This window comes from Streptomyces sp. NPDC101490 (assembly GCF_044767145.1).
GTDB lineage: Bacteria > Actinomycetota > Actinomycetes > Streptomycetales > Streptomycetaceae > Streptomyces.
The window spans coordinates 1-24453 of the sequence record NZ_JBIWNI010000011.1 but is presented as its reverse complement, the minus strand read 5'-3'; the positions used below and the strand labels follow the sequence as shown (position 1 = coordinate 24453).

The 24453-nt window shown below is 71.3% G+C and carries 19 protein-coding genes; 14 read left to right on the top strand and 5 right to left on the bottom strand.

Annotated elements, in window-relative coordinates; translation table 11 throughout:
- Positions 1-365: 365 nt before the first annotated feature.
- A complete protein-coding gene (locus tag ACIRQY_RS20785) occupies positions 366-2531 on the bottom strand; it encodes an ABC transporter permease (protein ID WP_403927776.1) in 2166 nt (721 codons plus the stop codon).
- A gap of 92 nt (positions 2532-2623) precedes the next feature.
- Positions 2624-3328, bottom strand: a complete 705-nt coding sequence (locus ACIRQY_RS20780) for an ABC transporter ATP-binding protein (RefSeq protein ID WP_403927773.1) — start codon at positions 3326-3328, stop codon at positions 2624-2626.
- Between the two features lie 562 nt (positions 3329-3890).
- Between ACIRQY_RS20780 and ACIRQY_RS20775 the strand changes: the two genes are divergently transcribed.
- Together ACIRQY_RS20775 and ACIRQY_RS20770 are read left to right on the top strand one after the other, a co-directional pair.
- A complete protein-coding gene (locus tag ACIRQY_RS20775) occupies positions 3891-4886 on the top strand; it encodes a hypothetical protein (protein WP_403927771.1) in 996 nt (331 codons plus the stop codon).
- Positions 4887-5605: 719 nt separating this feature from the next.
- Positions 5606-5740, top strand: a complete 135-nt coding sequence (locus tag ACIRQY_RS20770; RefSeq protein WP_403927768.1) for a hypothetical protein — start codon at positions 5606-5608, stop codon at positions 5738-5740.
- Between the two features lie 440 nt (positions 5741-6180).
- Here the strand turns inward: ACIRQY_RS20770 and ACIRQY_RS20765 are convergent, their stop codons facing one another.
- Positions 6181-6906 (bottom strand): dienelactone hydrolase family protein, encoded by a 726-nt coding sequence (locus tag ACIRQY_RS20765; RefSeq protein ID WP_403927765.1) that lies wholly within the window; start codon positions 6904-6906, stop codon positions 6181-6183.
- Positions 6907-7850: 944 nt separating this feature from the next.
- Between ACIRQY_RS20765 and ACIRQY_RS20760 the strand changes: the two genes are divergently transcribed.
- The 8 genes from ACIRQY_RS20760 (at position 7851) to ACIRQY_RS20725 (ending at position 15365) form a co-directional block, all read left to right on the top strand.
- The gene (locus ACIRQY_RS20760) at positions 7851-8288 is read left to right on the top strand and encodes a hypothetical protein (protein ID WP_403927762.1); all 438 of its coding nucleotides are present in this window, start codon (positions 7851-7853) and stop codon (positions 8286-8288) included.
- Entirely contained in the window at positions 8285-8599 is a 315-nt protein-coding gene (locus tag ACIRQY_RS20755; protein ID WP_403927759.1) for a Mu transposase C-terminal domain-containing protein, read from the top strand. Before ACIRQY_RS20760 ends, ACIRQY_RS20755 begins: the two co-directional genes overlap by 4 nt.
- Positions 8600-8961: 362 nt before the next feature.
- The gene (locus ACIRQY_RS20750; RefSeq protein WP_403927756.1) at positions 8962-9705 is read left to right on the top strand and encodes an AAA family ATPase; all 744 of its coding nucleotides are present in this window, start codon (positions 8962-8964) and stop codon (positions 9703-9705) included.
- Between the two features lie 131 nt (positions 9706-9836).
- Complete coding sequence (locus ACIRQY_RS20745; RefSeq protein ID WP_403927753.1) at positions 9837-10937, top strand: AAA family ATPase; 1101 nt, start codon at positions 9837-9839, stop codon at positions 10935-10937.
- A 202-nt stretch (positions 10938-11139) separates the two neighbouring features.
- Positions 11140-12936 carry a helix-turn-helix domain-containing protein gene (locus ACIRQY_RS20740; protein WP_403927750.1) on the top strand — a complete coding sequence of 599 codons (1797 nt, stop codon included), beginning with the start codon at positions 11140-11142 and terminating at the stop codon, positions 12934-12936.
- A gap of 62 nt (positions 12937-12998) precedes the next feature.
- Complete coding sequence (locus tag ACIRQY_RS20735) at positions 12999-13541, top strand: hypothetical protein (RefSeq protein WP_403927747.1); 543 nt, start codon at positions 12999-13001, stop codon at positions 13539-13541.
- A gap of 284 nt (positions 13542-13825) precedes the next feature.
- Positions 13826-14410 (top strand): DUF6193 family natural product biosynthesis protein, encoded by a 585-nt coding sequence (locus ACIRQY_RS20730; protein WP_403927744.1) that lies wholly within the window; start codon positions 13826-13828, stop codon positions 14408-14410.
- Positions 14411-15203: 793 nt separating this feature from the next.
- Positions 15204-15365: a hypothetical protein gene (locus ACIRQY_RS20725; RefSeq protein ID WP_403927742.1), complete on the top strand. Its 162-nt coding sequence runs from the start codon at positions 15204-15206 to the stop codon at positions 15363-15365.
- Positions 15366-15582: 217 nt separating this feature from the next.
- On the opposite strand, the gene ACIRQY_RS20720 is transcribed toward ACIRQY_RS20725, so the two are convergent.
- Positions 15583-17058: a tetratricopeptide repeat protein gene (locus ACIRQY_RS20720; protein WP_403927739.1), complete on the bottom strand. Its 1476-nt coding sequence runs from the start codon at positions 17056-17058 to the stop codon at positions 15583-15585.
- 225 nt (positions 17059-17283) lie between these two features.
- Between ACIRQY_RS20720 and ACIRQY_RS20715 the strand changes: the two genes are divergently transcribed.
- From ACIRQY_RS20715 to ACIRQY_RS20705, 3 genes are all read left to right on the top strand, one after another.
- Positions 17284-17409 carry a hypothetical protein gene (locus ACIRQY_RS20715; protein WP_351796422.1) on the top strand — a complete coding sequence of 42 codons (126 nt, stop codon included), beginning with the start codon at positions 17284-17286 and terminating at the stop codon, positions 17407-17409.
- Between the two features lie 334 nt (positions 17410-17743).
- Positions 17744-18997, top strand: a complete 1254-nt coding sequence (locus tag ACIRQY_RS20710) for a hypothetical protein (RefSeq protein WP_403927737.1) — start codon at positions 17744-17746, stop codon at positions 18995-18997.
- A gap of 439 nt (positions 18998-19436) precedes the next feature.
- Positions 19437-19589 (top strand): hypothetical protein, encoded by a 153-nt coding sequence (locus ACIRQY_RS20705; RefSeq protein WP_403927736.1) that lies wholly within the window; start codon positions 19437-19439, stop codon positions 19587-19589.
- A gap of 99 nt (positions 19590-19688) precedes the next feature.
- On the opposite strand, the gene ACIRQY_RS20700 is transcribed toward ACIRQY_RS20705, so the two are convergent.
- The gene (locus ACIRQY_RS20700) at positions 19689-19976 is read right to left on the bottom strand and encodes a hypothetical protein (protein ID WP_403927734.1); all 288 of its coding nucleotides are present in this window, start codon (positions 19974-19976) and stop codon (positions 19689-19691) included.
- Between the two features lie 1286 nt (positions 19977-21262).
- Between ACIRQY_RS20700 and ACIRQY_RS20695 the strand changes: the two genes are divergently transcribed.
- On the top strand, positions 21263-22234 hold the full coding sequence (locus ACIRQY_RS20695; protein ID WP_403927731.1) for a hypothetical protein: 972 nt from the start codon (positions 21263-21265) through the stop codon (positions 22232-22234).
- The last annotated feature ends 2219 nt before the right edge of the window (positions 22235-24453 follow it).

Here is a 24453-nt window from a genome sequence, read left to right as displayed (position 1 = left end):
GTGCACGCGGGGCCAGAGCCCGTGCCGACGTCGCCCGACGCGTCCACCGCTCCAACACCGCCCGCCCATCCCCTGAGAGCAGCAACGGCTCCAGCTTCGGGCCCGGACGAGGAACAGCAGCGGAAGTCACACGACAACTACCGGTCAACTACCGGATCAGGACACCAGGGCGAGGGCACGCGGGCTGTCTTCGCCGCCGACGAAGGCGGCTTGAGGTTCTGGCGGCGAGGACGTTCATGACGTCTTCTGCCCGTGCCAGTGGTCGATGGCGCGGGCCGAGTCTCCGACGAAGACGGGCTGGGCCAGAACACACCAGGCCGACCCACACCCTGTACACCGACAAACCTCCCTGCGGGCGTCATGATTCACTCCCCGCTGGGCCGCCACGTCCGTGCCTGCCGGACGGCGACCTGGGACGCCCAGACCCACAGGAGCACACTGACCACGAGTACGACGCCGGCTGTCGATACCAGCAAGCCTCCGGTGATGTAGGACTCGCCGCTGGCGGACACAGGCGCCGCGAGTCCGGCCGCGACCGCGGTGCCCGCGATTCCAGCCAGGGCCAGCGGAGCGAGAACCGACCATGCCGCACTGGTGCGGAAGACGCGTAGACCGCCGGTCAGCACGGACAGTGGTGCCAGTGCGCGGCCCTGTCGTAAGAACTCCGCCATCGCGCTGAGGCCTGCGGTCGCGGCGAGTACCGCGATGCCGACCATGCCGAACAGCGCGCTCCAGCGGCCCTGGTCACGATTGGGGACGCCTGCGGTGAGCTCGCTCTCGCCCGGCGCTCCGACGGCTGCGCCGCGCGGGAACACCTCGTGGGACAGCTGCTTGAGAGCGGGAACGGACAGAGGCTTCCCGTCCGGCCGTAGAACGGCGAGGGTCGCGCCCGTGCCGTCGGGGGCGGCGAGTTCCGCCAGCCTCCGGTCGTCGGTGCGGCGGATCACCAGCGTCGGATCCATGTGGGGGGTCCAGCGGATCAGCTCGCGCAGCCTCGGGTCCGCCGGGAGTCCGTCGACGCGTGTCTGGTCTGCGGGGCAGGGCACATGGAGGGCGGTCAAGGCGGCGCAGTCACCGTACAGCGTCAGGGATCTGCCCTTGTCGCCGTCCGCAGGAGTCAGCAGGACGGCCTCAGTCGCCGGTGCTCCGGCGAAGAATTCGGCCATGGCGGAGGGGGACACGTCGCCGCGGGGGCCCACGGTGACGAGACTGCGCCCCACGCGGTCGAGGGTCTTCCGTGCCTCCATGGTCTGTGCCCCGAAGAGTCCTTGCCATGCGATGGCCTGCATGAGCACGATGAGCGCGATCGAGATGCCCGCCACGAGCCGGGCCGTCCCACCGGGATATGCGCTGGTACGCCGGCCCGCCACGAGCGTTCCGGGCAGGCCGTGCGAGCGCGCCCAGCTGGTGAGCACGTTTCCGGCCTTTGCCGTGATGGCCGCGATCGCGGCCGGAAGGGTCAGGACCGTGATGGCGATGCCCACCCAACTGGTGAGCGTGCGCAGTACCGTATCCGCGGCGAAGAGGCCCGGACCGCGCACCGCCAGGATGATCGCGATGGGGCACAGCACGGCCAGGCGCGGCAGCCAGCTGTCACGGGATGCGCCGCGGGGCCGGTTCCCGGGTGCGTTCCGACGGGGCGTGAGATCCACGAGGACCGCGGCCGCCAGGATGACCAGGAACGCCGCCAGGGGTGCGAGCACAACGGCCCAGCCGAAGTGGCGGAGGTGCGAGGAGGAAAGGACGTAAGCGGTGTAGGGGACGCGGATGTCGTGCAGTACGGCCGTGGCAACCGTCGCGGTCGCGATGACGGCTCCGAGGGCAGCCGGAGACACGGCCTCGCCGACGGCGATCAGGGCCCGATCCAGCCGTCGTCCGCCGAGTGCGGCAACGAGCGCAGTCCTCCGGTCGCGGGTGTGTGCACCGGTACGCACTGCCACGAACAGCAGAGCGGCGGCCGGTACGACGAGCATGCCGATGACCGCGGCCTGGAACATCCACTCGGGCTTCTCGTCCGCCCGGCCCGAGCCAGGCTCCAAAGAGGCCGACACCTGTCCGGCCGCCGGACCGAATCCGGTGACAACGGCGTTCGGCCGCTCAGCGCTCAGTCCGTCGCGCGGGCGGACGTAAGCGAGCCATTCGGAAGGCTCATCCAGCCCTTCCTCACCGATCGTGCCGACCAATCGGCCGTATCGGCGATCGATGTCCTCGCCGGCACCCGCCTTCCGCAGTGCCGGCGACAGGACCGCCTGGCCCGGCTCCGGCCAGTCGTCCAGTCCGGGCGGCAGCGGGGCGTCCCCCTTGTGGGGAGCCAAGTAGACCACGCTGAAACGGCGTTCGCTGTCGAGCGAGTCGGATCCCACGAGCCATGCTGTCGCGTCGGCCGCACGTTTCTGTGCGCCGTCGGGAGCCACGGGAGTCCTGGCTGCTCGGCGCTCCTCCTTGCCCGCGTACACGGCGTGGACGGCAACGAGGCTGCCCAGGCCGAGCGCGAGAACCATCGTCGCGAGGAGCAGAGCGACGAAGCGCACGCCTCCCGCCTCGGCGCGCCGACCGGCCACGCGCCCCATGGCGAGGAGCCGGCGTACGAGCTCCAGCGCGTCCCTGCTCGGGGCCGTGGCCGTCACGCGGACGCACCGGAGGAGATCGTCTTCAGCACGCCTGCCTCAAGACGCAGTGTGCGGTCCGCTCGTGCGGCGATACCCGGGTCATGGGTCACCACCAGCAGACCGCACGCATAGCGCCGGGGCAGTCCGAAGAGCAGGTCGGCCGTACGATCTCGCGATTCCGTGTCCAGCGCGCCGGTCGGTTCATCGGCGAGCAGCAGAGCGGGCTCATTGATCAGAGCACGAGCCACCGCGGCGCGCTGCCGCTCTCCACCGGAGAGTTCGTCGCTCGTCTCCGCCGGTGGGACGCCGAGGTCGTCGAGGAGCCTTTGAGCCCTGTCCCTCGCGTCATGGCGGTCGGTGCGGGCCAGTAACGCCGCGAGCAGCACGTTGTCCAAGGGGCTCAGCTCCGGCAGGAGTTCGCCGAACTGGAAGACCACGCCGACCGACTGGGCCCGCAGTACGGCCAGGCGTCCAGGGCGCAGCCCGACGATGTCGGTGCCCGTCACCTTCACCGACCCCGCTGTCGGTCTGATCAGACCCAGGACGCAGGACAGCAGCGTGCTCTTGCCTGATCCGCTCGGGCCGGTCACCGCGACGGACTCACCGGCCCGCAGCGTCAGGGAAAGGTCGGCGAACAGCGACCGCGCGCCAAGGGAATGCCTCAGCCCCTCGATCTCCAGTACGGGTTGTGCGATCTCCGTGTTGTATATCGCGCCCACTTGCTGTCCTCACTGTGCTGGCTGCTCGGGTGTAACGCTCTGTGTGACAGACCTTGCGTGACCATCCTGGACCCCGCCCTCGATTCGCCGACGAGCCCCCTTGACCACCTTGCGGTCCACGGCCGGGCTTTCTTGGCCACACCCCGGGGCCAAGGGGACCCTGGCGGGCCGTCACCGGTCCGCTGACGGCCCGCCAGGCAGGGAGGCCGGGCGGCGAGCACCCTCGGCGCCGACCCCGACCCGCCCGCGCCAGACCGCCCCGTGTGAGGGAGGGAGTCCGGGTTGTTCGTCCGGGTCAGGTGATGCGTGTCTGACCGTGTCTGACCTAGGGTTTTGTAGGTCGTGCAAGGTGATTGAGCGTGGTGCAGTTTTGCTGATCCGCTGATCTGGTGTGGTCGTCAGAGTGGTGGGCCGGCGAGGTTTGAAGGGACCCGGCCGGCTGGTGGGCCGGGCCTGCAGGGGAAGGGGCGGCTTGGCGTGTGTGAGGGGCGGGAGCCAGCGGATTTTGGCCGATTACAGGTAATGCGGTCGTCGATCGCGCGATCATTTGCTGATATCTCATGTGAATGAAGGGCTGGCCGTTGTGCTGATCTACGCGTTCCGTGATGCCCGTGGTGCCTGGTACGGCGATCCTGACGCGGCTATCCACGACGGCCGACCGGCTCGTGGGGTCTTGACCCTCCCGCGTACTGCCGCAGGCGAAGACCCTGGTCTGTTTGACGGCCAGCGAGTCGAGGTCCTCTACGCGGCATGTGACCTGGAAGCGAGCCAGACGAGCTACCGACTCGACGACGGCCGGTCTTTCGTTGCTACCTGGCATGTCCACGAAGTACTGTCGCCGGCCTACCAGCGCGCGTTCACGGCCCCCGCTGCCGCGCCGGATGCAGCGGCAGTGAGGCTTGAGATCACTAGCTCACACCGTCGCTACAGCCTGCAGGCCGACATCCTGGCAGAGGGGCGTGTCGGAGTCACTGTCGTCGTCCGTACCTCTGACGGCGTCATCCACGGCGAGTTGACCGGCGAGGTAGACGCCCGTGACCTCAACGAACTGGGCCGCCTTATCGCTTCCGCTCCCCTCGCTCCCGCTGTGAACTCCACTTCCGCTGCCACTTCTCCAGCCCCTGTCAAAGCCACCCGCCCTGGCCAGGCTTGGACCGCCGAAGCCCTCTCCTACCTGGAAGAGCACTACCGAGCGGGCATGGGGCTGGAGCAACTGACCGAGAAGCTTGGGCGCAGTGAGAAATCCATTCGCTGGAAGCTCAACGGCCTGAAACTCGCGCCCTACCCCGGTGACCTTGTGCCCGATCCCCGCCTCCCGGTTGAGCCGGAAGCTCCCAAGGCGTACACCGTGGACGCGAAGAGGCAACTGCACCCCAACGCCTACAAGCCCTGGGAACCTGAAGACGAACAGCGGCTCGCCGAACGCTGCGCCCAGGGTGTTCCACTGTCGGAGCTGTCGCGGGAATTCGGCCGCAACGAGGGAGCCGTAGCGTCTCGGCTGCTGAAGATCCAAGCCGAAGGGCCGGCCGCTGATGACGCCTGGGAATACGGCGGGTAGGGCGACACCAGACTGACGTGGATCGCTGTCTGGGGCTGGCCGGGTGTGTATCACCGGGCTTCGTCGCACACGGACGTGGTGAGCTTCGCGCACCGCGTTTCGGTGTTGCTGAGGAAGACGCCGTGTTTGACCTCGGTGCCGTCCTCCAGCCGCGCAATGTGGGCCCTCGGCCAAGAGCGCGGTCTCCCATTCCGGGTGTCCGTCCAGCGCCCCCGGACGGCGCAGGTTGGACAGCCACTGCCCCACCGGCTCGTCCAGCGTGGAGGCGGACCGCAGTGCGCACAGCGTCCGGTGCGGAACGGCGAGATCCGCAGCCGGCTAGGGGGAGTAGCCCGTGCCCAGCCGCCCAGCTGACGGCCGAGCAGGAGCAGCTGGAGCACCGGGACGGATGGCTCCACAGCTGAATCCCGCGTCAGCCCGCCCCCACTCGCATCCTCGCCCGCTACAGCATGAACGCCTGGCGGATGCTCGCCCCCGAGGTCCATCCGACCCCGGACTCCCGCCCGCCACCAAGCCGCATGTGAGCCGGAATCTGCTCTCCGACGCCTGGGGCCTCACCCCGGCCTCAGGCGTCGTACCCGGCCGTCGCTCTGAGCGACCCCGCAGCCAGTTCCCCGGCGACGTTGCCGGGGAACTCGGCGGACCCGGCCCCTCGACGACGACCAGGCGGTCGGGCTCTGTGAGGCCCACGAACTCCATCTGCCGGACATCACTTCTCCATGACCACACTGCGCAGAGCCTTGGCCGCGCTCGCCCTCACCGTCCTGGTCTCGATGAGTTCGGCGGGCGTCAGCCACGCCTGCGATTCCGTACCGGTCCCCGCCGCCGCGGACTTCTGCTGCCAGCCGGCCTGACCGACACCAGCGTTGACGGGGGCCTCCATTGCGCTGGCGCGGAGACACGCCGCCCACGCGGTCGCCCTGCCCTTCCAGGGGTATCCGGCCCTCGCCGCCGCCGTCACACACCAGGAACAGGCCCGCCGCCCCAGCGGCCGTGCTGTCGTGTCGGAGTCCCCGGCCCCGGTCGCTGCCGCAGGAGTCCGGTAGCCGTGCAGCCGGTCTCCTGCGGTATGCGCGGCTACGCCTTCGGTCTGCTCCGCTGGTGGCGGTGGCTGGGTGTGGTCGATGCCGGGTCGAACCGTGCGGCCTCGGTGGAGGTAGGGGACTTCGGCCTGTGGTTCTGGGCCGCTGAGAAACCGCGCGGATCGGCGCGTACACCTTCTGCGGCGACCGTGGGCACCACGAATCCGATCACGGGGAGGACGTATCTGGGCGGCTCTGCAGACCGCGGACGATCACTCCGTCACGGTCAGGCACTCGGTGAGCAGGTCGACGATGTCGTGCCAGGCTCGCTGCGCGTGCTGTGGGTGGTGGCCGACGCCGGGGACCGTGGGGTGGTCGACCGGCGGGTGGTGGAAGGCGTGCAGGGCGCCGCCGTAGACGACGAGGCGCCAGTCGACGCCCGCGGCCTGCATCTCGGCGGTGAACGCGTCCCGTTGCGCGGGCAGCATGATCGGGTCTTCCGACCCGACCCCGGCCCACACGGGGCAGCGGATACGCGCCGCCTCGCCCGGTCGGCCCGTGGTCAGCGCGTTGACCGTCCCGATCGCGCGCAGGTCGACGCCGTCGCGCCCGAGTTCCAGCCCGACGGCGCCCCCGGTGCCGTAGCCGACGGCGGCGATCCGGTCGGGATCGGTCCGCGGTTCGGCGCGCAGCACGTCGAGCGCCGCATGACCGATGCCCCGCATCCGGCCGGGGTCGGCGAGCAGGGGTATGCAACGGGCCAGCATCTCCTCGGGATCACCCAGATAGCGCCCGCCGTGAAGGTCGAAGGCCAGCGCTACGTATCCCAGCTCGGCGAGAGCATCGGCCCGGCGGCGCTCGACATCGCTGAGCCCCATGCCCTCTGGCCCGAGCAGCACCGCGGGCCGACGATCGACACCGGCCGGGAGCGCGAGGTGCCCGGTCATCGTCAGACCGTCGGCCGGGTACTCGACCGTGCGCGTGGTAATCGTCGTCATGAGACTGGACGGTAGTGATCGTCGAGTCCGCTCGGGCCGCTGTTCCGCCACCGGCAGAACAGCGCGGGTGTTCCTCCGAAATGCGGCGACGGCTCATGATCCGCAACAAACCCCGCCGTTCCCGAGGAAGGGTTCTCGAAGTCCGGAAAGGCCGTTCGGTCGACGCCGAGCACCACCACATGGGCCACCCCGTCCTGCCCGCCTCCGCCTGCCCCCCGTCCGCCCCCCTGCGGCCCTTCCCTGGCGCCTCCGGCATCCGGGGAGCGGGGGAGGGGGCAGAGCCGTCAAGGGCCCGCCCCGGCCCGGCCTCCGGCGTCTGCGGCGGCCTGCTCCGCCCCCGTCGGGGCGCCCCGGGCGTCCGTGGCCGCGTGCCGCGCCGCCGCGCTGCGTCCGGCCCCGGCCCCTGCCGCGCCCGCAGCCCCGGCTCCGCCCGCAGCGTCCGGGTGCGATTTCTCGGTTTGGTGACAGTGGTGTGAGAGACAGTGTGTCTGAGTGTGTTGATGCTGGTCAGGGGCTGTTTCGGGGGTGAGGGCGCTGTCCTGGAGGTGAGAGATCCGTGGGGGATTGCTATCGGGGACCTTTATCGCAGCAGGTGTGACGCTGTCTCAGTTTCGTGAGTTCTGATTCACCGCCCGGCGGGTGCTTGGTGTGATCAGGGGGTGGATGGAAGTACTCAGTCGTCGGCGGGGCCGGGCGGGGACGCCGGGGCTGCTTTGCCAGCTGTGTCGGTCCGGGCGTTGCGGGGGCCTGCGGTGCGTCGTCTGCTGGTCTTGCGTCGGGAGCGGACGCTGACGTCCCGGCATGTCCGCTTGGTAGCGGACGCTTTGGGTGTGCGGGAGCGGGCGGTGTGGCGGTGGCTGGCGGCCGCTGAGGAGGACGAGGCTGCGGCTGCGGCGCCGGGGGAGCGGGCCCCGTATCCGGGAAGGTTCACGGTCACTGCGGAGGTGAGGGTTCTGCTCGGGCTGTGGAAGGGGAACGTCGCTGCTGTCCACCGTGAGTTGACCGCCCGCGCGGCCCGGGGCGAGGGTGATCCGCCGCCGTCGGTTCCGACGCTGCATCGCGCGATCCGGCGTGATCTGTCGCCGGGGGAGCGGGCGGGACTTGCCGGTGGTGAGCGTGAGGCCCGCAAGCATGATGTGTTCCTGGCACGGCCGCGGGGGTGGCGGAACCAGGTCTGGGAGGCCGATCACGTCCAGGCCCCGGTCCTGGTCGATATCGAGGGCACCGTCCGCCGGCCGTGGGTCACCTGGTTCGTGGACTGCGCGTCGAACACGATCATGGGTGTGGCGGTCACGCCGGGGCATCCGTCACGGGAGTCGGTCCTGGCCGCGCTGCGCGCCGCGGTGGTGCGCGAGGAGCCGTCCACAACCCGGGGCCGTTGAAGGGCCGCTCCCCGCTTCAGGTGTGGGAGGCGGATCCGACGCCGCTGCGCGAGATCGGCGCGGACGAGTTGTGGACGTTCACCCTGGAGGACGACGGTCGTGTCCGGGTGCTCTCCACCAAGGGCATCCGTTTCAGGAACCGCGACTACGTGGCGGCGTGGATGACGGGCCTGGCAGGCGAGCGGGTGCGGGTCCGCTTCATGCCGCACCACGACCGCCGGATCGAGGTGTTCGACGCCGCCACGGGCCGATACCTGGGCCCGGCCGAGCTCGCCGACCAAGCGAGTCCGGAGCAGATCAGCGCGGTCTGATCCGCACGGGCGGCACGCAGCCGGCGCCTGCGCAAGGACCTTGCCGCGGTCCAGGGCGAGCGTTATGGAGCCCAGGCCCGGCCGGGCCGGCCCGAGCGGTTGCGGACACTCACCTCACAGGAAGCAGGCCGGGAGCTCGCCGATGAGAAGACGACGGACCTGTCGAGGCTGGCGCTGCCGGACCTGATCCCGCTGGCCGCGCCGCCGCCCGGCTGGCGCACACCAGCTTCCCTCGCAGCCCGCACCCGCACCACCTCTACGGATATGCCGACCGCCGACGAACAGCCCCGCTCAGGCACTGCCGACGCTCACAGCCCGCGCACTGCCGCCGATGCCGAATCCACCGGCGAGGGAGAACCACGGTGACCGCCCCGACCTACCAGTGCGTCGACCTCCCGGACGCCCACGTGGTCGCCACCCGCGCCCTGCTCACCGCCCGGGAGAACATCACCGACACCGTCGCCGCCCGCGCGATGATGTGCATTCACGGCGGCGCGGGCTTCGGCAAGACCCTCGCCGTCAACACCTGCATGCGCGCGCTCGAACCCGGCGAGGACGTCCGCAAGATCACCTTCCGGGCCCGCCCGACCGCCCGCGCGGTGCGCTACGAGCTGTTCACCGCGCTCGGCCTGCCCGGCGAACCACCACGCCACCCCAGCGAATTCGACCGCCTGCTCAAGACCGCACTGGCCGAGCGCCCCCGCACCTTCCTGGTCGACGAGGCCCAGTGGCTCAGCGGGGAGGCGTTCGAGTACTTCCGCTACCTGTGGGACGAACCCGCCACGCAACTCGCGATCATCTTCGTCGGCGGCGAGGGCTGCCACACCGTGCTGCGCCGCGAGCCGATGCTGTCCTCCCGGATCTTCATCTGGCAGCACTTCACCCGCCTCACCCCGAACGAGGTCCTGGAGGTCGTCCCTCTGTTCCACCCCGTCTGGCAGGACGCCGACCCCGGCGACATCACCTTCGCCGACGAACACGCCGCCCACGGCAACTTCCGCAACTGGGCGAGACTGACCGCCCATCTGCGCACCGCGCTGGCCCGCACGGGGCGGGCGCGGGTGGACCGGGAGGTTCTGCGGTGGACCTTCAGCCGCCTGGGATGACCGCCGGCACCACGGCCACGCCTCACCGGCCATCGACCGAGTACTGCGGGCAGCGTGCGCGAGTCCGCACGCTCCCGGCCCCCGGCCGCCAGGACGGCGCCGGTCTCCTTCGTCCGGTGAGGGGCTGACGGATGGCGCAGGTGATCCGGAACGGCATGCTGTCCCACGCGGTGCTGGTGGAGCGCCTCCTCGCGATCGACGAGACAGGCCGGCTGCTGGGCCCGCACCGGCGCGCCGCGGCGCGCCTCGCCCGCGTGCCGGTGAACACGGTGACACGCTGGCTGTGGCAGGCCCGCGACGAACCCCCGCCCCGAACCACTCCCGCCCGCGCGGGATGGTGGCTGAAGGCCCCCGCCTGGGACGAGACGACGTGGGCCCGGATGGACGCCCTGCTGGCAGCCGAACACGACCTGACCCGCGGCCGGAAGCCGGGTCCCCGCCCGACCGCGGACCTGTCCACGCCCCTGTACCGGGCCCGCCGTTGCCCCTGCGAAGGCGACCACCCCTTCGAGGCCGGCCCCGACTGCGCCACAGCGGGCGTGGACACGCTGGTCCCCGAAGCGGACGTGGTGGTCACCGAAGCCCTGGAACAGACCGCCTCCGCCCTGCGGCACGTCGTGGCCGCCGGCGGCGTGATGAACATCGACGGCGCCCCGGGAGCCGGCAAGACCGTCGCCCTGCAGTACGCCCTCTCCCTCCTGCCACCCGGCCCGGCCGTACGCAGGGTCCCGGTACCCGTGGCCGCCACGGTCTCCCAGCTGCGCCACGCGATCGCCGAAGCACTCGCACTCAAGGTCCGCCCCGACAACCGCTACAACACCACCGACCAGGCCCTGTCCACCGCACTGCGCAGCCCGCACGTGCTCGTGTACGACGACATCCAGCGGCTGTCCCCGCCCGCCCTGGAATACCTGTGCCGCCTGGCAGCCGACCCCGGCGCACCCACCACCCTCATCCTGACCGGAACGGGAAGCACCCGAATCCTCCAGCGGATACCGGAGCTCGCCTCCCGCATCCTCACCCGCCAACACATCCCGCCGCTCACCCCCACCCAGTCCCAGGCCGTCCTGCCCGCCTACCACCCGCTGTGGGGCAAAGTGCCACCCCAGCACATCGCCCGGGCCGACGAACGCTGCGCCCGGGGCAACTTCCGCGCCTTCGCCCAGATCACCGCCCACGTCATCGACGCCGTCCTGACCGAGACCCCCTCGCGCACTCCGGCAGCGCCCTGATCGAGGCGGCATGCCGCCGACTCGGGGGCATCTGAGCAGTCCGCCCGGAACGCCATGGAGCTCCGTGACCCGCGCCCGTGGTGATGGGAGCCGGGTCCCGGTCGGTGCCGGGGCGGAGCCACCATGATCACCATCACCCGAGACAGTGACGCATCACGCATTCTCAATGCGTTTTCCGCATCAATTGGCCTAGAGTTGCATCATGGTGATGGATACTGAAGCGCTCCTCAGGCTCACGGTCGCTGCGCTGATGGCGCGTACCGGTGAACGCCAGAACGTCGTCGCCGAGGCCCTGGGACTGTCGCAGGCGCAGGTGTCACGTAAGCAGGCGGGTCGTCAGCACTGGTCGCTGGAGGACATCGACGGCCTGGCCGCGCACTTCGGTCTGCACGTCCTGGACCTGCTGGCCGGCCCGACCCACGCGGTCGGCGTCCTGCACGGCGCGGCCCCCAGCCTCCGGAACGTCTTCGGCCAGCCCCTCCCCACCCCAGCTCCGGCCCCGGGCGCCGTCTCCTCCGTCCCCGCCTTCACCCCGGTCGCGGTGCCGGGCGCGCCGCTCGTCCTGACGCTGGACGGCACCCTGGACGAGGACGGCACCGCCCTCAAGAAGGACACCGGACCGCAGACGGCCGTCCAGCGGCTGGGAGCCCCGCAGCCCTGCGTCCTGTGCGGCCAGCCCTGCATCGCGGAACTCGACGGCTTCCCCCAGCACCTGACGGCCGAGCAGTGCGCGGCGGCCGTCGCCGCCGCCGCGAGCACCCCGCCGCCCGCCCCGGTTCCGCCCGCACAGGCTCCGGCCGCGCCCGAGCTGGCGCCCGCGCCGACCGCCGAGGCGACGGCCGCGACGGCTGCGACGGCCGCCGAAGCGCCGTCCCTGCCCGTCCCCGCCGCCGGGCCGGTCGCACCCCCGCCCGCACCCACCGCTCCCCCGACTCCGCCCGCTCCCGCTCCCGCCGTACCGGCTCCGTCCCCGCCCGCCGCTCCGCCTGCCGCTCCCGCTCCGCCCGCCGAGGCGCGCCCGGTGACGCGTTCCGCTCCCCGGTACGCGTCGGAGCCGCTCATCGAGCGGATCACCGGCCGTGTGGAGGAGGCCCTGGAGGAGTGCGGCGGCGACCTGGCAGCGGCAAGGGACCTGCTGGTCAAATCCGCGATTCCCGACGTGATGGACCTCCTGAAAGCATCCCGGGTCGGCGGCAGGTACGAGCATTCCGAATTCCCGCCCACTCACGACATCCTCAGCAAGAAGTCCCAGAAAGGCGCTGACGAGATCTGGGAAGGCCGCCCGAAATGGCGTAACTCCGCACTGTTCGCGGCGGCGAAGAAAGACACCCAGGAGATCCAGGTGTCGGCGCTCGACATGAACGCCGCCTACCTCTCCGCGCTCAAGTGCTGGCTCCCCATCGGACAGCTCAAGTCCGACACCAGCGGCGTCCACGACCCGAAGAAGTCCGGCGTCCACCTCATCACACCACCCGCCTGGGATCACACGGACCTGCCCAACCCGCTGGGCAACCGCATGGAGCCGGGACAGGTCTGGGTGGGGGAGTCGACCCTGCGCCTCCTGCTCGACTGCGCCCGCCAGGACCTCGCGGACGCCCCCCTCATCCACGAGTCCCTCGTGTCCGGAGCGTCGGAGGGCCTGCTGGAGAAAATGCGCCGGGCCATGGCGGAAACCCGGAAGAATGCCATCGCGGAAAACGACGAACTGACCGTGGAATATGTTAAGGCAATGTATTCTAAGTTCGTGTCGACCATCGGGGAATCCAGCATGAACCGGGAACTCCGCCGCCCCGACTGGATGCACATCATCCGGTCCAAGGCATTCGCCAACCTGTGGATGAAAGCCCACAAGGCGCAGAAAGCCGGACTCCGGGTCGTCCAGATCTCCGGAACCGATGAACTCCACATCATCGGTGACTGGCGCTCCGTGCTCCCCGAAGGCCGGGACCTGAACCAGGTCAAGGAAAAGCACACCTACACCCTCGGAGGTAAGCGGTAATGGCGGGATCGCCAGACCTGTGGAACCAGTGGGGTCAATTCGGAAAGCACAATGCGACCGGAATGAAAGGCGGTCAGGCCCTCGTCGCGGAACTGAACCGGATCGTCTACTCCTCGGGAATCTCCTCACCCGTCACCTCGAAGCGCGGCCTTTCCGCACGCCTGCGCTACCTCGACAGCAAGAAAGGCCGCGAGGCGCTGCGCGAGCAGGGCGTCAGCCCCCGCACCATCCGCTCCTGGATGGCGGGCAAGAGCAAGGCCGCCCCCACCGCCAGGAACCTGGCGAAGATCGACTCCGCGTACTGGACCCGCCGCCGGGAGAACGTCGCCCGCTCCGGCTGGCTCGGCCGCCACCTCGACAACAACGGCCAGGGCCGCCGCATGGAGATCCACCCCGTCAACGACACCGCCGTCCCCACCGAATACCGCCGCCGCGAGATCTCCCAGCGCACCATCACCCTCCGATACGTCGGCGAAGACCTCGCCAACGCCTGGGCCGCCCGCGACGAGAACAGCGTCGACGAAATCTGGGACGACGTCCTGACCGAACTGGACTCCGACTACGAGGCCTACGCCTACGTCTCCCACATCGGCATCAACGCCTGACCCAGCAGCACACGAGAGCGCCCGCTCCCCGGCAGTTGAGCCAAAGCACGGTAGTTGTCACCGGCGCGGCTTCGGGTCGTTGGGGCCGCCCGTCCCGGAAATCAGTGGCTCGGGCACAATCAGGAGCCTTGCCCACTCCTCCTGATCCCGCTGTTCTGTACCCCGATGTAGCGGTCTTGGGCAGCCTCGCCACAGCGCTCCGGGCCGAGGCGGAATCCGGCCTCGCTGGTGCTTCCGTCACGTCGCCAGGCGCTGATCCGCTGCTCCACGCGACCGTCACAAGCATGCTGCCGCACCGCGAGCCGCTGCAGATCAGCGCCTGGTCGCACGAGCGGCGATGGTCCATCTGCGGCACGGAACCGTTCCAGAGCCTGTCCCTCATCGATGGCAGTACGGACGACCTGGCGGAGGTCGCCAGGGCCGCCCGCGCCTGGCACGACGGAGCGGCCCTGAGCGACATTCGCAAAGCGGTGCCCTTCGTGCACCTGACCGGCCGGTTCGAGGTGCCCGATCTCGATTCCGCACGCCTGGTGGAATCCGAGTGGCAGAGCATGCGCGTGGAGGCGGGCGAGCTGGACTACGTCTGGCAGGAGACGTACCAAGCCCTGATCGAGGCGGCGCACGCCGAGCCGGCGCTTCGTGCCCTCTACCCGTTCACGAGCCACTGGGCATTGCGCTTCTCGACCACCACCCGCCCCCGTATGACCGTCGTCGGACCGTGCCTGACCGCGGGCAGCGACGACACGTACGGGGTGGGGACAGGGTTCATCACTCCGAACCTTGGCCTGTTCGCCACAGCACACGAGGCCGTGGCGGTGGCCATGCGCCATATGCCGTCCAGACTCGGCCCGGTCACGCTTGGCGGATGACCTTGCCCGACAGAGGAACCGTGTAGGTGCCACCCACCGCCCGCATCTTCTTGGCGCTGGTGACAGAAAGGCTGCCGAAAGAGCGCCAGTGACAAGTCGGATGCCTCGCGTGTGACAACCAGGCTGCCTCGGTCGCCCCCGTCGGCCAGCTCATCCGGTCCCGTTGGTGACAACTATCGTGCTTCGGCTCATCCCCGGCAGTGAAAGTGCCGGGGAACGGGCGCTCCCGCATGCTAACCGCCCACCCCCGTGCACGACCGGCACCGGAGGGTGGGGGAGTCGCCCGGGGCGGCCGGGAGGCCATCCCTCGGTGAAGGACCGCAGCAGCCCGCGCTGCCGCTCCTCCTCCGCGATGCGCTCACGGAGCACGGACTGCTCGACGTACGGGGCGATGGCGGCCAGGACCAGGCGGCGGAGCTCCGCCAGGTCGAGCGCCTCGACCTCCCCCCTCACCGGGGCCGGAAGACCCCTCCGCCGGGCCCTACTGTGACTCCCGGGCCGGGCTGCCGACTGGTTATCGCTCCCCGGGCTCCGGTGACCGGCACCCAACGCCCCAGCGGGCGCCGGTCACCACCCCTCGCAGCCGTCGAGCCCCCGCCTCCGGCCGCCCCCGTCCTGCCCCGTTTCACCCCTCCCGCCTTCCGCAGTACGGGACTTGCTGGGCTAACCCCGACGCCCGGCACCATCCGGACCGCCGCGCACCGACGCCGACACCCCGCGATGTCCAGCACGCCGCCCCGCGCGCCGTCGCGCCCATTCCCGGCGCACCGCCCTGCCCGGAAGGCCCCCGCCCGTGTCTCTCCTCGCCCTCGTCGTCGCCGTGCTCCTGGCCCTCGTCCTGCTCCTCGCCGCCGTCGGCTACCTCGTCCACCGCCACCCCCAGCTCGACAAGCCCCTGTCCGTCACCGGCACCTGGGCCGCCGCGGCCATCGCCCTCCTCCTGGCCGTCCGCTGACCCGCCCCCCCGGACGACGGCGCTTCCGCCAGCCGCCCGTAGACGGACCGCCGGCTCGCCCGTCCGGGTGATCCGCGGCCTTCACGTAGCCGGTGGCCCCGAGTCGCTCCCGATACCGGCCCGATGCGGCGAGTCCTCCGTGAAGCCGTACACAGCGTGCTGCTCTGCACCGCCAGGCGCACACACCAGACCCGTACCGATACCAGCATGGCGAGGTCTATTGAGCCCCAGCAGCCTCCTTCGCCCAGCGACTACGTTGCGCGCGGCTGTGCAGGGTGTGTTCGTGGTCGGGGCCGAGGACGCGGATGTAGTCGGCGACCAGCTTGGTGTAGAGGTCGCGTGCGGTGGCCGGGTCACCGGCCTGCCCTGCGCAGTAGGCGTGGCTGTAGCGGCTGTGCAGGGTGTGTTCGTGGTCGGGGCCGAGGACGCGGATGGAGTCGGCGATGACCTCGGTGTAGAGGTCGCGTGCGGTGGCCGGGTCACCGGCCTGCCACATGCAGTGAGCGTGTCCACGGCGGCTGTGCAGGGTGTGTTCGTGGTCGGGGCCGAGGACGCGGATGGAGTCGGCGACCAGCTTGGTGTAGAGGTCGCGTGCGGTGGCCGGGTCGCCAGCCTTGCTGACCCAGTACGCGTGATGGCTGCGGCTCTCCAAAGAGTCCTCGGGGTCCTTGCTGAGGTAGGCGGTCGAGAGTGTGGCGAGCGTGCCGTACAACCGCGCCGCTTCGGGAGCGTCGCCGCGGTCTGCGGCTGCTTCGGCCTCTTCCCTGAGCTGGGTGGCGGGTTTGTTCGCCGTGTCCGGGCTGGTCAGAGGGTTGTCCGGAACAAGTGCCGGTACCTGTGGAACGGGTGCGGGCCCGCTGCTGATCTCGGTGCTGATGCGGTCGATGGTGTCCGCGTCCTGGTCGTTGACCGCCGCCGCCCGGGCGAGCGCGGCGTCGATGTCGTCGGCCTCGGCATCACGCCCGCCGCCCAGGTCCCGAGAGGCGGTGACGAGGATGGGGAGGTGGTCGTGGAGTGAGGGGCCGTCGCCACGCAGACGGTCGAGTTCGTCGGCGAGGTCCTCAATCTCCCGGCGGAGCCGGTCGGCGAGGTCCTCGGCCTGGCGCTGTTTCTCCCGCGCCCGGGCCAGCTCCGACTCCGCCGTCGCATTCTGCTCCTCCGCACGCCCGATCCGCCTCCGCGCCGCCTCCAACTCACCCTCGGTCACCTGCACGGCGAGCCGGTCCCGCTCGCCGGACAGCCTGCGCACACGGTCCTCGAGAGTGCTGACCATGCCCAGTAGCACCCAGACCAGACGGGCCGAGTTCTCCGCCGCCTGACGCAGCTCCCCTTCCTGCTCCAGGGCCCGCGTCAGACGTTCGTACACCTGGATCTGGGCGGCCTGCGCCTGCGCCAGGGTCACGGCGGAGACCTGAGGCGCCACCGGAGCGGGCCCGGAAGCGGGGCCCGGCGGGTGCTCGGCATCCCGCAGATATCGCAGAGCCTCGGACTCCCGGCGCTCGCGCAGCACCGGCGGCACGGTCACGGCGATCAACCGGACGACGAAGGCCCGCGGCGGGATACGCCCGCTCAACAGCGTGCTGACCTGGCTCGTGGAATAGCCGACATCCCTCGACAGCACCGCGAGGGTCTTGCCCGACTCATCGACCCGCCGCCGCAAGAACTCCGCCAGGACCCCCGCATGGGTGTTCACAGGACGCACCGGCGCCCACCCACGCCCCCGCTTCTTCGGCTCCACCACTTCTTCCAACCCCCGCTTGTCCGCCCGTGATTGTCCGGCCCGTCCTGGACCCGGCCCCGTCTATCCGGAAGTTACCTGCGATGTCCGCTCCGGGAGCCCCGTACAAACCCACTCACCTCCAGGGTCTGCCCCACGGCCACCACCCGGTGACCACCCACCCACCACAAGGGACAGACCATGAACGACACGATCTCACTCGCCGCCGACATCCTGACCGTCCTCGGCACCCTGCTCGGCATCACCCTGGAACTGCGCCGCGCCCGCCGCGAAGCCCGCCGGGACAGCGAACCCCCGCAGAAGTAACACACCGACCGCCCCCACCCGCTCTCGCGCGGCGGGCCCCAGAACAACGACAGCGCCCCGGGCCCCCGGGGCGCTGTCGCACGAGTCCCAGGAACAGGCGCTCCCGGCCCCAGCGGGCCGTGCACCCCCGCCCCGCGCCCCGGAGGCGGACCGCCGGCTCACCCGTCCGGGTGAATCCCGGCCCTCACGTACGCGGGGGCGGCTTGCAACGAGCAACCCCCAACTCACCGCAGGAGGAGGCCACTTGACACATAACAGAACGTTCCGGGATCTTTCCGGCGAAAGGCACCGTCAGGTCCCGCCCGCCCCACACGACAGCCACGGAAGGAACCACATGAGCACCCGACGAGAGACCTACGACGAGTACGGCGCCGCCGGACGCCTCGACCTACCGGTGGCCGCCTGGCGGTGGGCCGCCGCCACCGGCCTCGTCCCGCCCCCCGACGCGGGCCCCGGACAGTGGACCCGCGCCACCGTCGAAGCCACCGACCCCGAAGCGCTCCGCGCCGCCCTCCTCGTCCGCAGCGCACACCAGGCCGCCGAACAGCTCACCGCCGCCCTTGGCGACCCGCTGCCCCCCAGGCGATCCGCGGTGACCGTCTCCGCCGTCGCACGCCTCGTCCGCGCCGGACTCCTCGTCCAGCTCGGCGACGACCCCGACTTTCCCGTCGTCCACGCCGACCAGGTCGCCCAGCTCGCCCGCCGCCGGGACCTGCCCGCCGTCCTCGACCGCCACGTCCCCCTCGGCCCCGACCAGGCCGCCCACCGCCTCGGCGTCCGCCGCACCGACCTCGACCACCTGGTCCGCCTCGGCTACCTCACCCCCACCCACACCACCCAGGTCCGTTACCCGGCCTCCCAGGGCGGCCCCACCACCGTCCCCCTCCACAACGCCCAGACCGTCGCCCTCCTCGACACCGTCCGCCTCCACATCGACTGGCCCGCCGTCCGCGCCACCCCCGCCCGGCCGCCGCTCCCTCCTCGCCTCCCTGCCCCCGCTCACCCCGGACACCGACCACATCGGCCTGGACGACGTCGCCCTCATCGCGGGCGTCCGCCGCACCACCGCAGCCTCCTGGCGCCACCGCGACGGCTTCCCGCCCGCCGTCGGCGGCACCCCCACCCGCCCCACCTACGCCCACCGCGCCGCCGTCGCCTGGCTCCTCACCCACGGCAAGCTCACCGTCCCCACCACCCCGGCCGTCCCCACCACCCCGGCCGTTCCCACCGTCCCGGCCCCGGCCACCGGGGAAGTGCCCGTCGACCTCTCCGCCGTCCCGCTCGCCCAGGGGGTGCCCGCCGTCCGGGCCGCCGTCATCGAGGACGCCGCCGCCCGCTCGCCGCCGCCCTCGCCGCCGTCGCGGCGCTGGGCGTCCCCTCCCTCGAAGTCCGCATCACCTACAGCGCCACCGGCTGCACCGCCCGGCTCGCGGACGGTCGCACCCCGTACTGGCAGGTCGTCGCCCCCACCCTGTGGGACACGTTCTGGGAGGCGTTCGCCGCCGCCGGATGGGGCATCGCCCGCCGCTACATCGGCAGTGGAGGCGGGCTCCGCATGAACCGCCCCTCCACCCTCACCCGCATCTGACCGAGGACCAGACCGAGCAGCCCGCCCGCGAAGTGTGGCCCGAGATCGAGGGGGAACCCCTGACACGCCACGGAGCCCCGACCGTTCACCGGTCGGGGCTCCGCTGCATCCGTGGGCCGGGGCTGGCGACCCGTCAGCCGTCGCCGTCCCGCGCGCCGCCACGGAGCCCCGGGCCGTCTGACGGCCCGGGGCTCCGTGAAGATCTTTTGGCGGGGAATTCGGATTGGTATTAGTTGCGCGACGCGCAAGACTGCAGGTCGTGACCGTTGAATCAAAGGAAAAAGCTTACACCCATCCGAATGTCGCAAGCCGAAGTGCTTTTTGACCTTCAAAGGAGAGGTAGGGTGAATGCGAGGAGCCACCGCCCTGCCCTGTCGCCTGGCAGCTGAGGGTTGGGCGGTGGCTCTCGACCGTCACGTCATCCCTAAGGAGTAACGACGTGTTCAAGCCCGATGCTACCGATCCCCCTCCCAGACGGCCGGATTCGCCGCCGAAACGGCTCGCACGCTGGCTGATACAAGGGGCCATGCAATCCGTCGGCGCCCTGCCCATCACCCTGATCTCGGCATGGATCATCACCAGAACCCTCTGACACGCCACGGAGCCCCGACCGTTCACCGGTCGGGGCTCCGCTGCATCCGCGGGCCGGGACTGGCGACCCGTCAGCCGTCGCCGCCCTCCAGGCCCAGGGTCAGGACGACGCCTCGCGCCGCGCCTCCGCCAGTTCATCGAGCTGCGCCGAGAGCGCCCCGATGTCGACCAGGCCCGCGCTGTACGCCTCCAGGAGCACCTCCACCGCGTGCGACAGGGACACCTGGTCCTGCCGCGCGCGAATTTTGCCCTGCTCCCAGACGAGGCCCACCACGTTGACCGTCCGCGCGAGCTTCGCCTGGGCGTCGACCGGCCGGACCGCCGGCCTTCCGGTACCGGACGTGTACGTCTTGGGTGTGCGCTCGGGGGAGCGGGGGCTGGCGGGCATGGGTGGGTCGCCTTTCGGTCGGTGCGGGGGCCCCGGGCGGGCCCCGCACCAACCTACAGCAACTTATGTAACTTCTTTGTTTTTCGGGGGACTTCGACCCGCTCCCACCCTCCCCTGACCGCCTGTTTCCGTCACACAGCCAGTCACACGAGGAGTCACACGAGGCCCGGTAACACGGCCCTGACCTGCAAAAACTCCCCCCACCCGGCTTTCGCATGTGACCGAGCCGGGGAGCCCGCCCGCCCAGCGGGCGGGCCCCCGGCTCCGGGCGGGCCCCCGGCTCCGGGCGGGCCCCCGGCTCCGGGCGGGCCCCCGGCTCCGGGCGGGCCCCCGGCTCCGGGCGGGCCCCCGGCTCCGCAGGCGCCTGGTCCGTCGCACGCAGCCACTCCGCGAACCCCGCCCCGAAGTCGTCCCCGCGCCAGTTCTCCGCTGCCCACCGCTCGAACGCGACCGGCACCGAACGGCCAGTCAGTTCCTGCCGCACCGCCCACTCCTCGGCACCCTGGCGTACGCGGTTCCTTCGAGCGTCCTCCACCATCCCGGACGCCTCCAGCAGTTCCTCGGCGTCCAGCTCCAGGACCGGGAGGGACTCCACCGGCACACCCGCGCACTCGGCCGGGTCCGCAGCGCACAGCGCCACACCGGACCGGCCCAGCACCTCGTACAGCCGCACTCCAACCCGCTCGCAGACGGGGCAGGAGCCCACCTCCACCGGACGCGGATCCACCACCACGGGCGCCGGAGCCACCACGGGCGCGGGCACGTAGAACTGGAACGGGGCCCGGGGCGCGTAGGCCGCGAACAACACGGGCGACTCCGGCACCACACCCAGCCCGTCCGGCAGCCGCTCCATGCTGACGTCGGCACCCGCAGGCCCCATGCTCCGCACGGGGCATCCGGCGACGGAGTAGCGGTAACGGGCATCCTTGCCCGTTACCGCTGCCAGCGACCTTGCAGCGGTCCATGAGGAAGGCCTCACCCGTGACGCCCGAGCGGTCCGTGGTGACCCAGTAGGAGTCACCGGGGGCGAGCGACCAGACCTGACCGACGATCCGCGTACCGTCCGCCGAGTCCCACGCGACCCAGTCCCCAACCGCGTACGGCGCAGCCGCGAACCCCGGAGCGTCCTCGCCCTTCGGAAGCCGCATCTTCGGGGCCGACGTCCTGATCCGGGCGCCCCGCGACCGACGACTGGCTGGTGACACTCCGCTCCCGTAACGTCACCGCATGTGGCCGATTTGTCCCCATGTCGGCACCCCCGCTCCCGTCGTTCGAAAGGCACCCACGTGTCCCCCGTGAAGCACACCCCCACCCGCCACCGCCTCCCCGCCCTGGCGGGCGCCCTCGCCCTGGGAGGAGCGGCCGTCCTCGCCGCGCCCCCGGCGACCGCGGCCGCCCCCACCGCCGAGACGCCCCGCCCGGCGCACCGCCTCACCACCCACCTCTCGACGACACCCGGCGCGGGCAGCGTCTCCATCCCCGGAGGCGTCACCCATGTGACCGTCACCGCGTGGGGGGCGGGCGGCGGAGGCGGCGGGTCCGGCTCGCGCTACAACGCGATCGCCCCCATCGCCGGCAGCGGCGGCGGCGGGAGCAGCGCGAGCGTCACCACGTGCACCATCGCCCTTCCCGCCCATACCGACCCGATCAGCCTCCCCTACACCGTCGCCGCGGGCGGTAAGGGCGGCGCCAAGGCATCCAACGTGAACCTCCAGATCAACCCCGGCGGAGCGGGCGGAGCGGGCGGGCTCCTCCTCAACGGCGCCCCTGGACTCGGCGGCGAAACCTCGGCCGCGGGCGGCGGAGGCGGCGGCGGCGCCACCACCGTGGGCTCCAACAGCGGCCTCGTCGTCATCACCGCCCCCGGCGGCTCAGGCAGCGGAGGAGGTCTGGGCCAGGGAGGCACCGTGCCGCTCGGAGGAACGGGCGGACTGGGCGGGGACAGCATCAGCGACGGAGGCACCGGCGGCACTCAGGCCGACCGGCAGGGCAGCGGCGCGCTGGGCGCCTCCTCCGGCGACTGCGTCGCCATCGGCTCCGGGATCTCGGTCGACCTCCTGGACGAGGAGGGCGCCAACGGCCTGGACGGCACCGAGGCCGAGAGCGGCGTCGTCGCGGGCGGTGCGGGCGGCGCGGCCGTCGATGTCGGCGGTCAGGCGTACGGCGGCGGTGGCGCGGGCGGTGCGGTGAAGTCCGCCGTCGGCGCCGGCAACCCCGGCGCCGACGGCGGGAACGGCGCCGTCCTCATCCAGTACTGACCGGGATCACCACCCAGGCGCGAGGCCATGCGTAGCCCGGCGCCGCGCCGGTACGGACCTCGTCTCCGCCCTGATCGTCCACCGCCTCGCCGTGCTCACCCGCGACGGTCTGCTGAGGGGTGGTCAAGGCGTGCCGTGCGTGCCGCGAGTGACGCGTGCCGTGCGTGCGTGTGCGAGGCGCCCCGGGTTCCGGCCGCCGTCGTCCGGCGCCGCGCCGGGGCGCCTGGCCGTCCGGGGCTCCGTTCTCCGGGCGCGGTCCCGGGAGTTCTTCTTCACCGGCCGTGCCGCTGCCGGGGGCGGGGGTCAAGGCGCGCGTGTGTCGTGCGCGTGCGAGGCGGTGAACTCCGGCCGTGTGGTGGTCCCGGCTGCTGCCGTCCCGCCCCGGTGCCCCCGGTCTGTTTCGGTGGAAGTGGTTCCAGGAGGGACGGGTGGGGGGTATAACTGCTGGTCAGGAAGACTGCTCCCCGCGCGAGCGGGGGTGAACCGCGTCCATGCCCCACATCGGACCGTCCGGCTTGCTGCTCCCCGCGCGTGCGGGGGTGGTTCCGGGGTGTGTGTCGCGCCTCGGGGTCTTTTTCGTGTTGCGGTCGTGGTGTTCTGGCGCGCTGGTTCCGTCGTCGTCCGGTGGTGTTCCGGGCCGGGCTGCGCCGCGCTGTGTGGCGCGCTGCGGGGTGTCCGTGCCGGTTCTCCTGGTGGTGCGGCATGGTTTCTTCTGGTGGTGTCTGAGCTGGGGTGATGCCGGGTTCCGGCCCTGTTTCGGGTTGGGTTCGGCTGTGCTGCTGGGCCGTTCCGTGTCTGTCGTGTGGCGCCCCCGGGCCCGTGCCGTCCTCGCCCCGGCTCCGGCCCCCCCCGGGGCCCGACGTGTGTGCGTCCGCTGGGAGGGCTCGTGACCCAGGGGGTGTCACCCGGTTCTGCCATTCCTACATGCTGCATCAGTTTGATGCAGGGCAGGCGGGTCGCCATTCCAGGGTGGGGCCAGTCCCCGTTTTTGAGGCAGGCTCTGGTGTGGTGTTCTCCGCCGTCTGGGGTGGTGGCCTGGATTCCCAGTCGGTACACAGGCCGACGCGTGATGCATTCCCCGGGGAAGGTCTGCTCCGGGTGCTCCGGGTGTTTTCCCGCCGTGAATGCCCCGGGGCACGACGGACCGGCGTCGGTCCGGGTTCCGCCTGCCGCCCGCCCCGGCGGGGTCGTCCGTCCGTGGCGCCGCCGGGACGTTCCGGGGCTCTAGGTGCCTGTCTGCGGGTCTCCCGCCGCCCCGGGGTCTCCCGATGCCGGGGCTGCGCTGCGGGGCGTTCCAGGGGGCTCCCAACGCCCGCGCACTCGGCCGCCCGCCCTCCGGCCCTCGCGTTACGTGTGCACAGGTGCACGTGCACCCTCGTGCACACGAGGCGGCTCCGCCCGCTCGGGACCGCCCGGGAGGGGTTGCCAACGCCCAGGCGCCCAGGCCCCCACATGCCCAGACGCCCGCACACGCGAGACGGCCCCCGCCCGTCCTCCTCGCCCTGGTCGACGCAGCTGACCGCCCCGCCCCGCCCCCGGGGCTCGACTGGAGCCAGGACCCTGCCAGTACCGGTTGACCGGCCGTCACCTCCTGGTGCCCGGCGGCGGGTACGGAAGGCGTGGTGGGGCTGGTTATTCGGTATTCGCAAACAGGGAAGTCCCGGGCCTTTTTCAGGGGTCCGGGACTTCCCTGTTTCCCCGTCAGAATTGTGGTGGTGAAGGGGAATTCCAGACGTTACACAGGCGCATCACGTGATGCGTTCCGTCCGTGTTTCCGGTTATGCGGGAACCGGATTTCCCGTGAAGCAGCTGACGGAATTTCAGGCGAGGAAAAAAGCCGCCCCCTCCTCTCGTTGCCGTGTCTTTGTGGTTTAGACCTCTCCCCTGATCAGCGAACGCCGATATCTCCCCCTGAGTAATCACCCAAAAGAGGGAGCCGGGGGCTGGACGCCCACCCTTGGGGCCCCCATACTGAACGCACAACGTGATCACACCGTCCGCCGGCCCTCCACCCCGTCCCCGCAGGGGACCCCCCCCGACCCTCACCACCAACCCACCAGCACCGCTCTGACCAGCAAATTCATCCCCCAAAGATCCAGGAGAGCACCCCACATGCCCCCACTCGACACCCGCACCCCCGGACCAACCCACACCGCCCCGCAGTCACCGAAGGTGACAGCCCTCCGGGCCGACCCTCCGGCGCCACGCAGTGGCGCGGC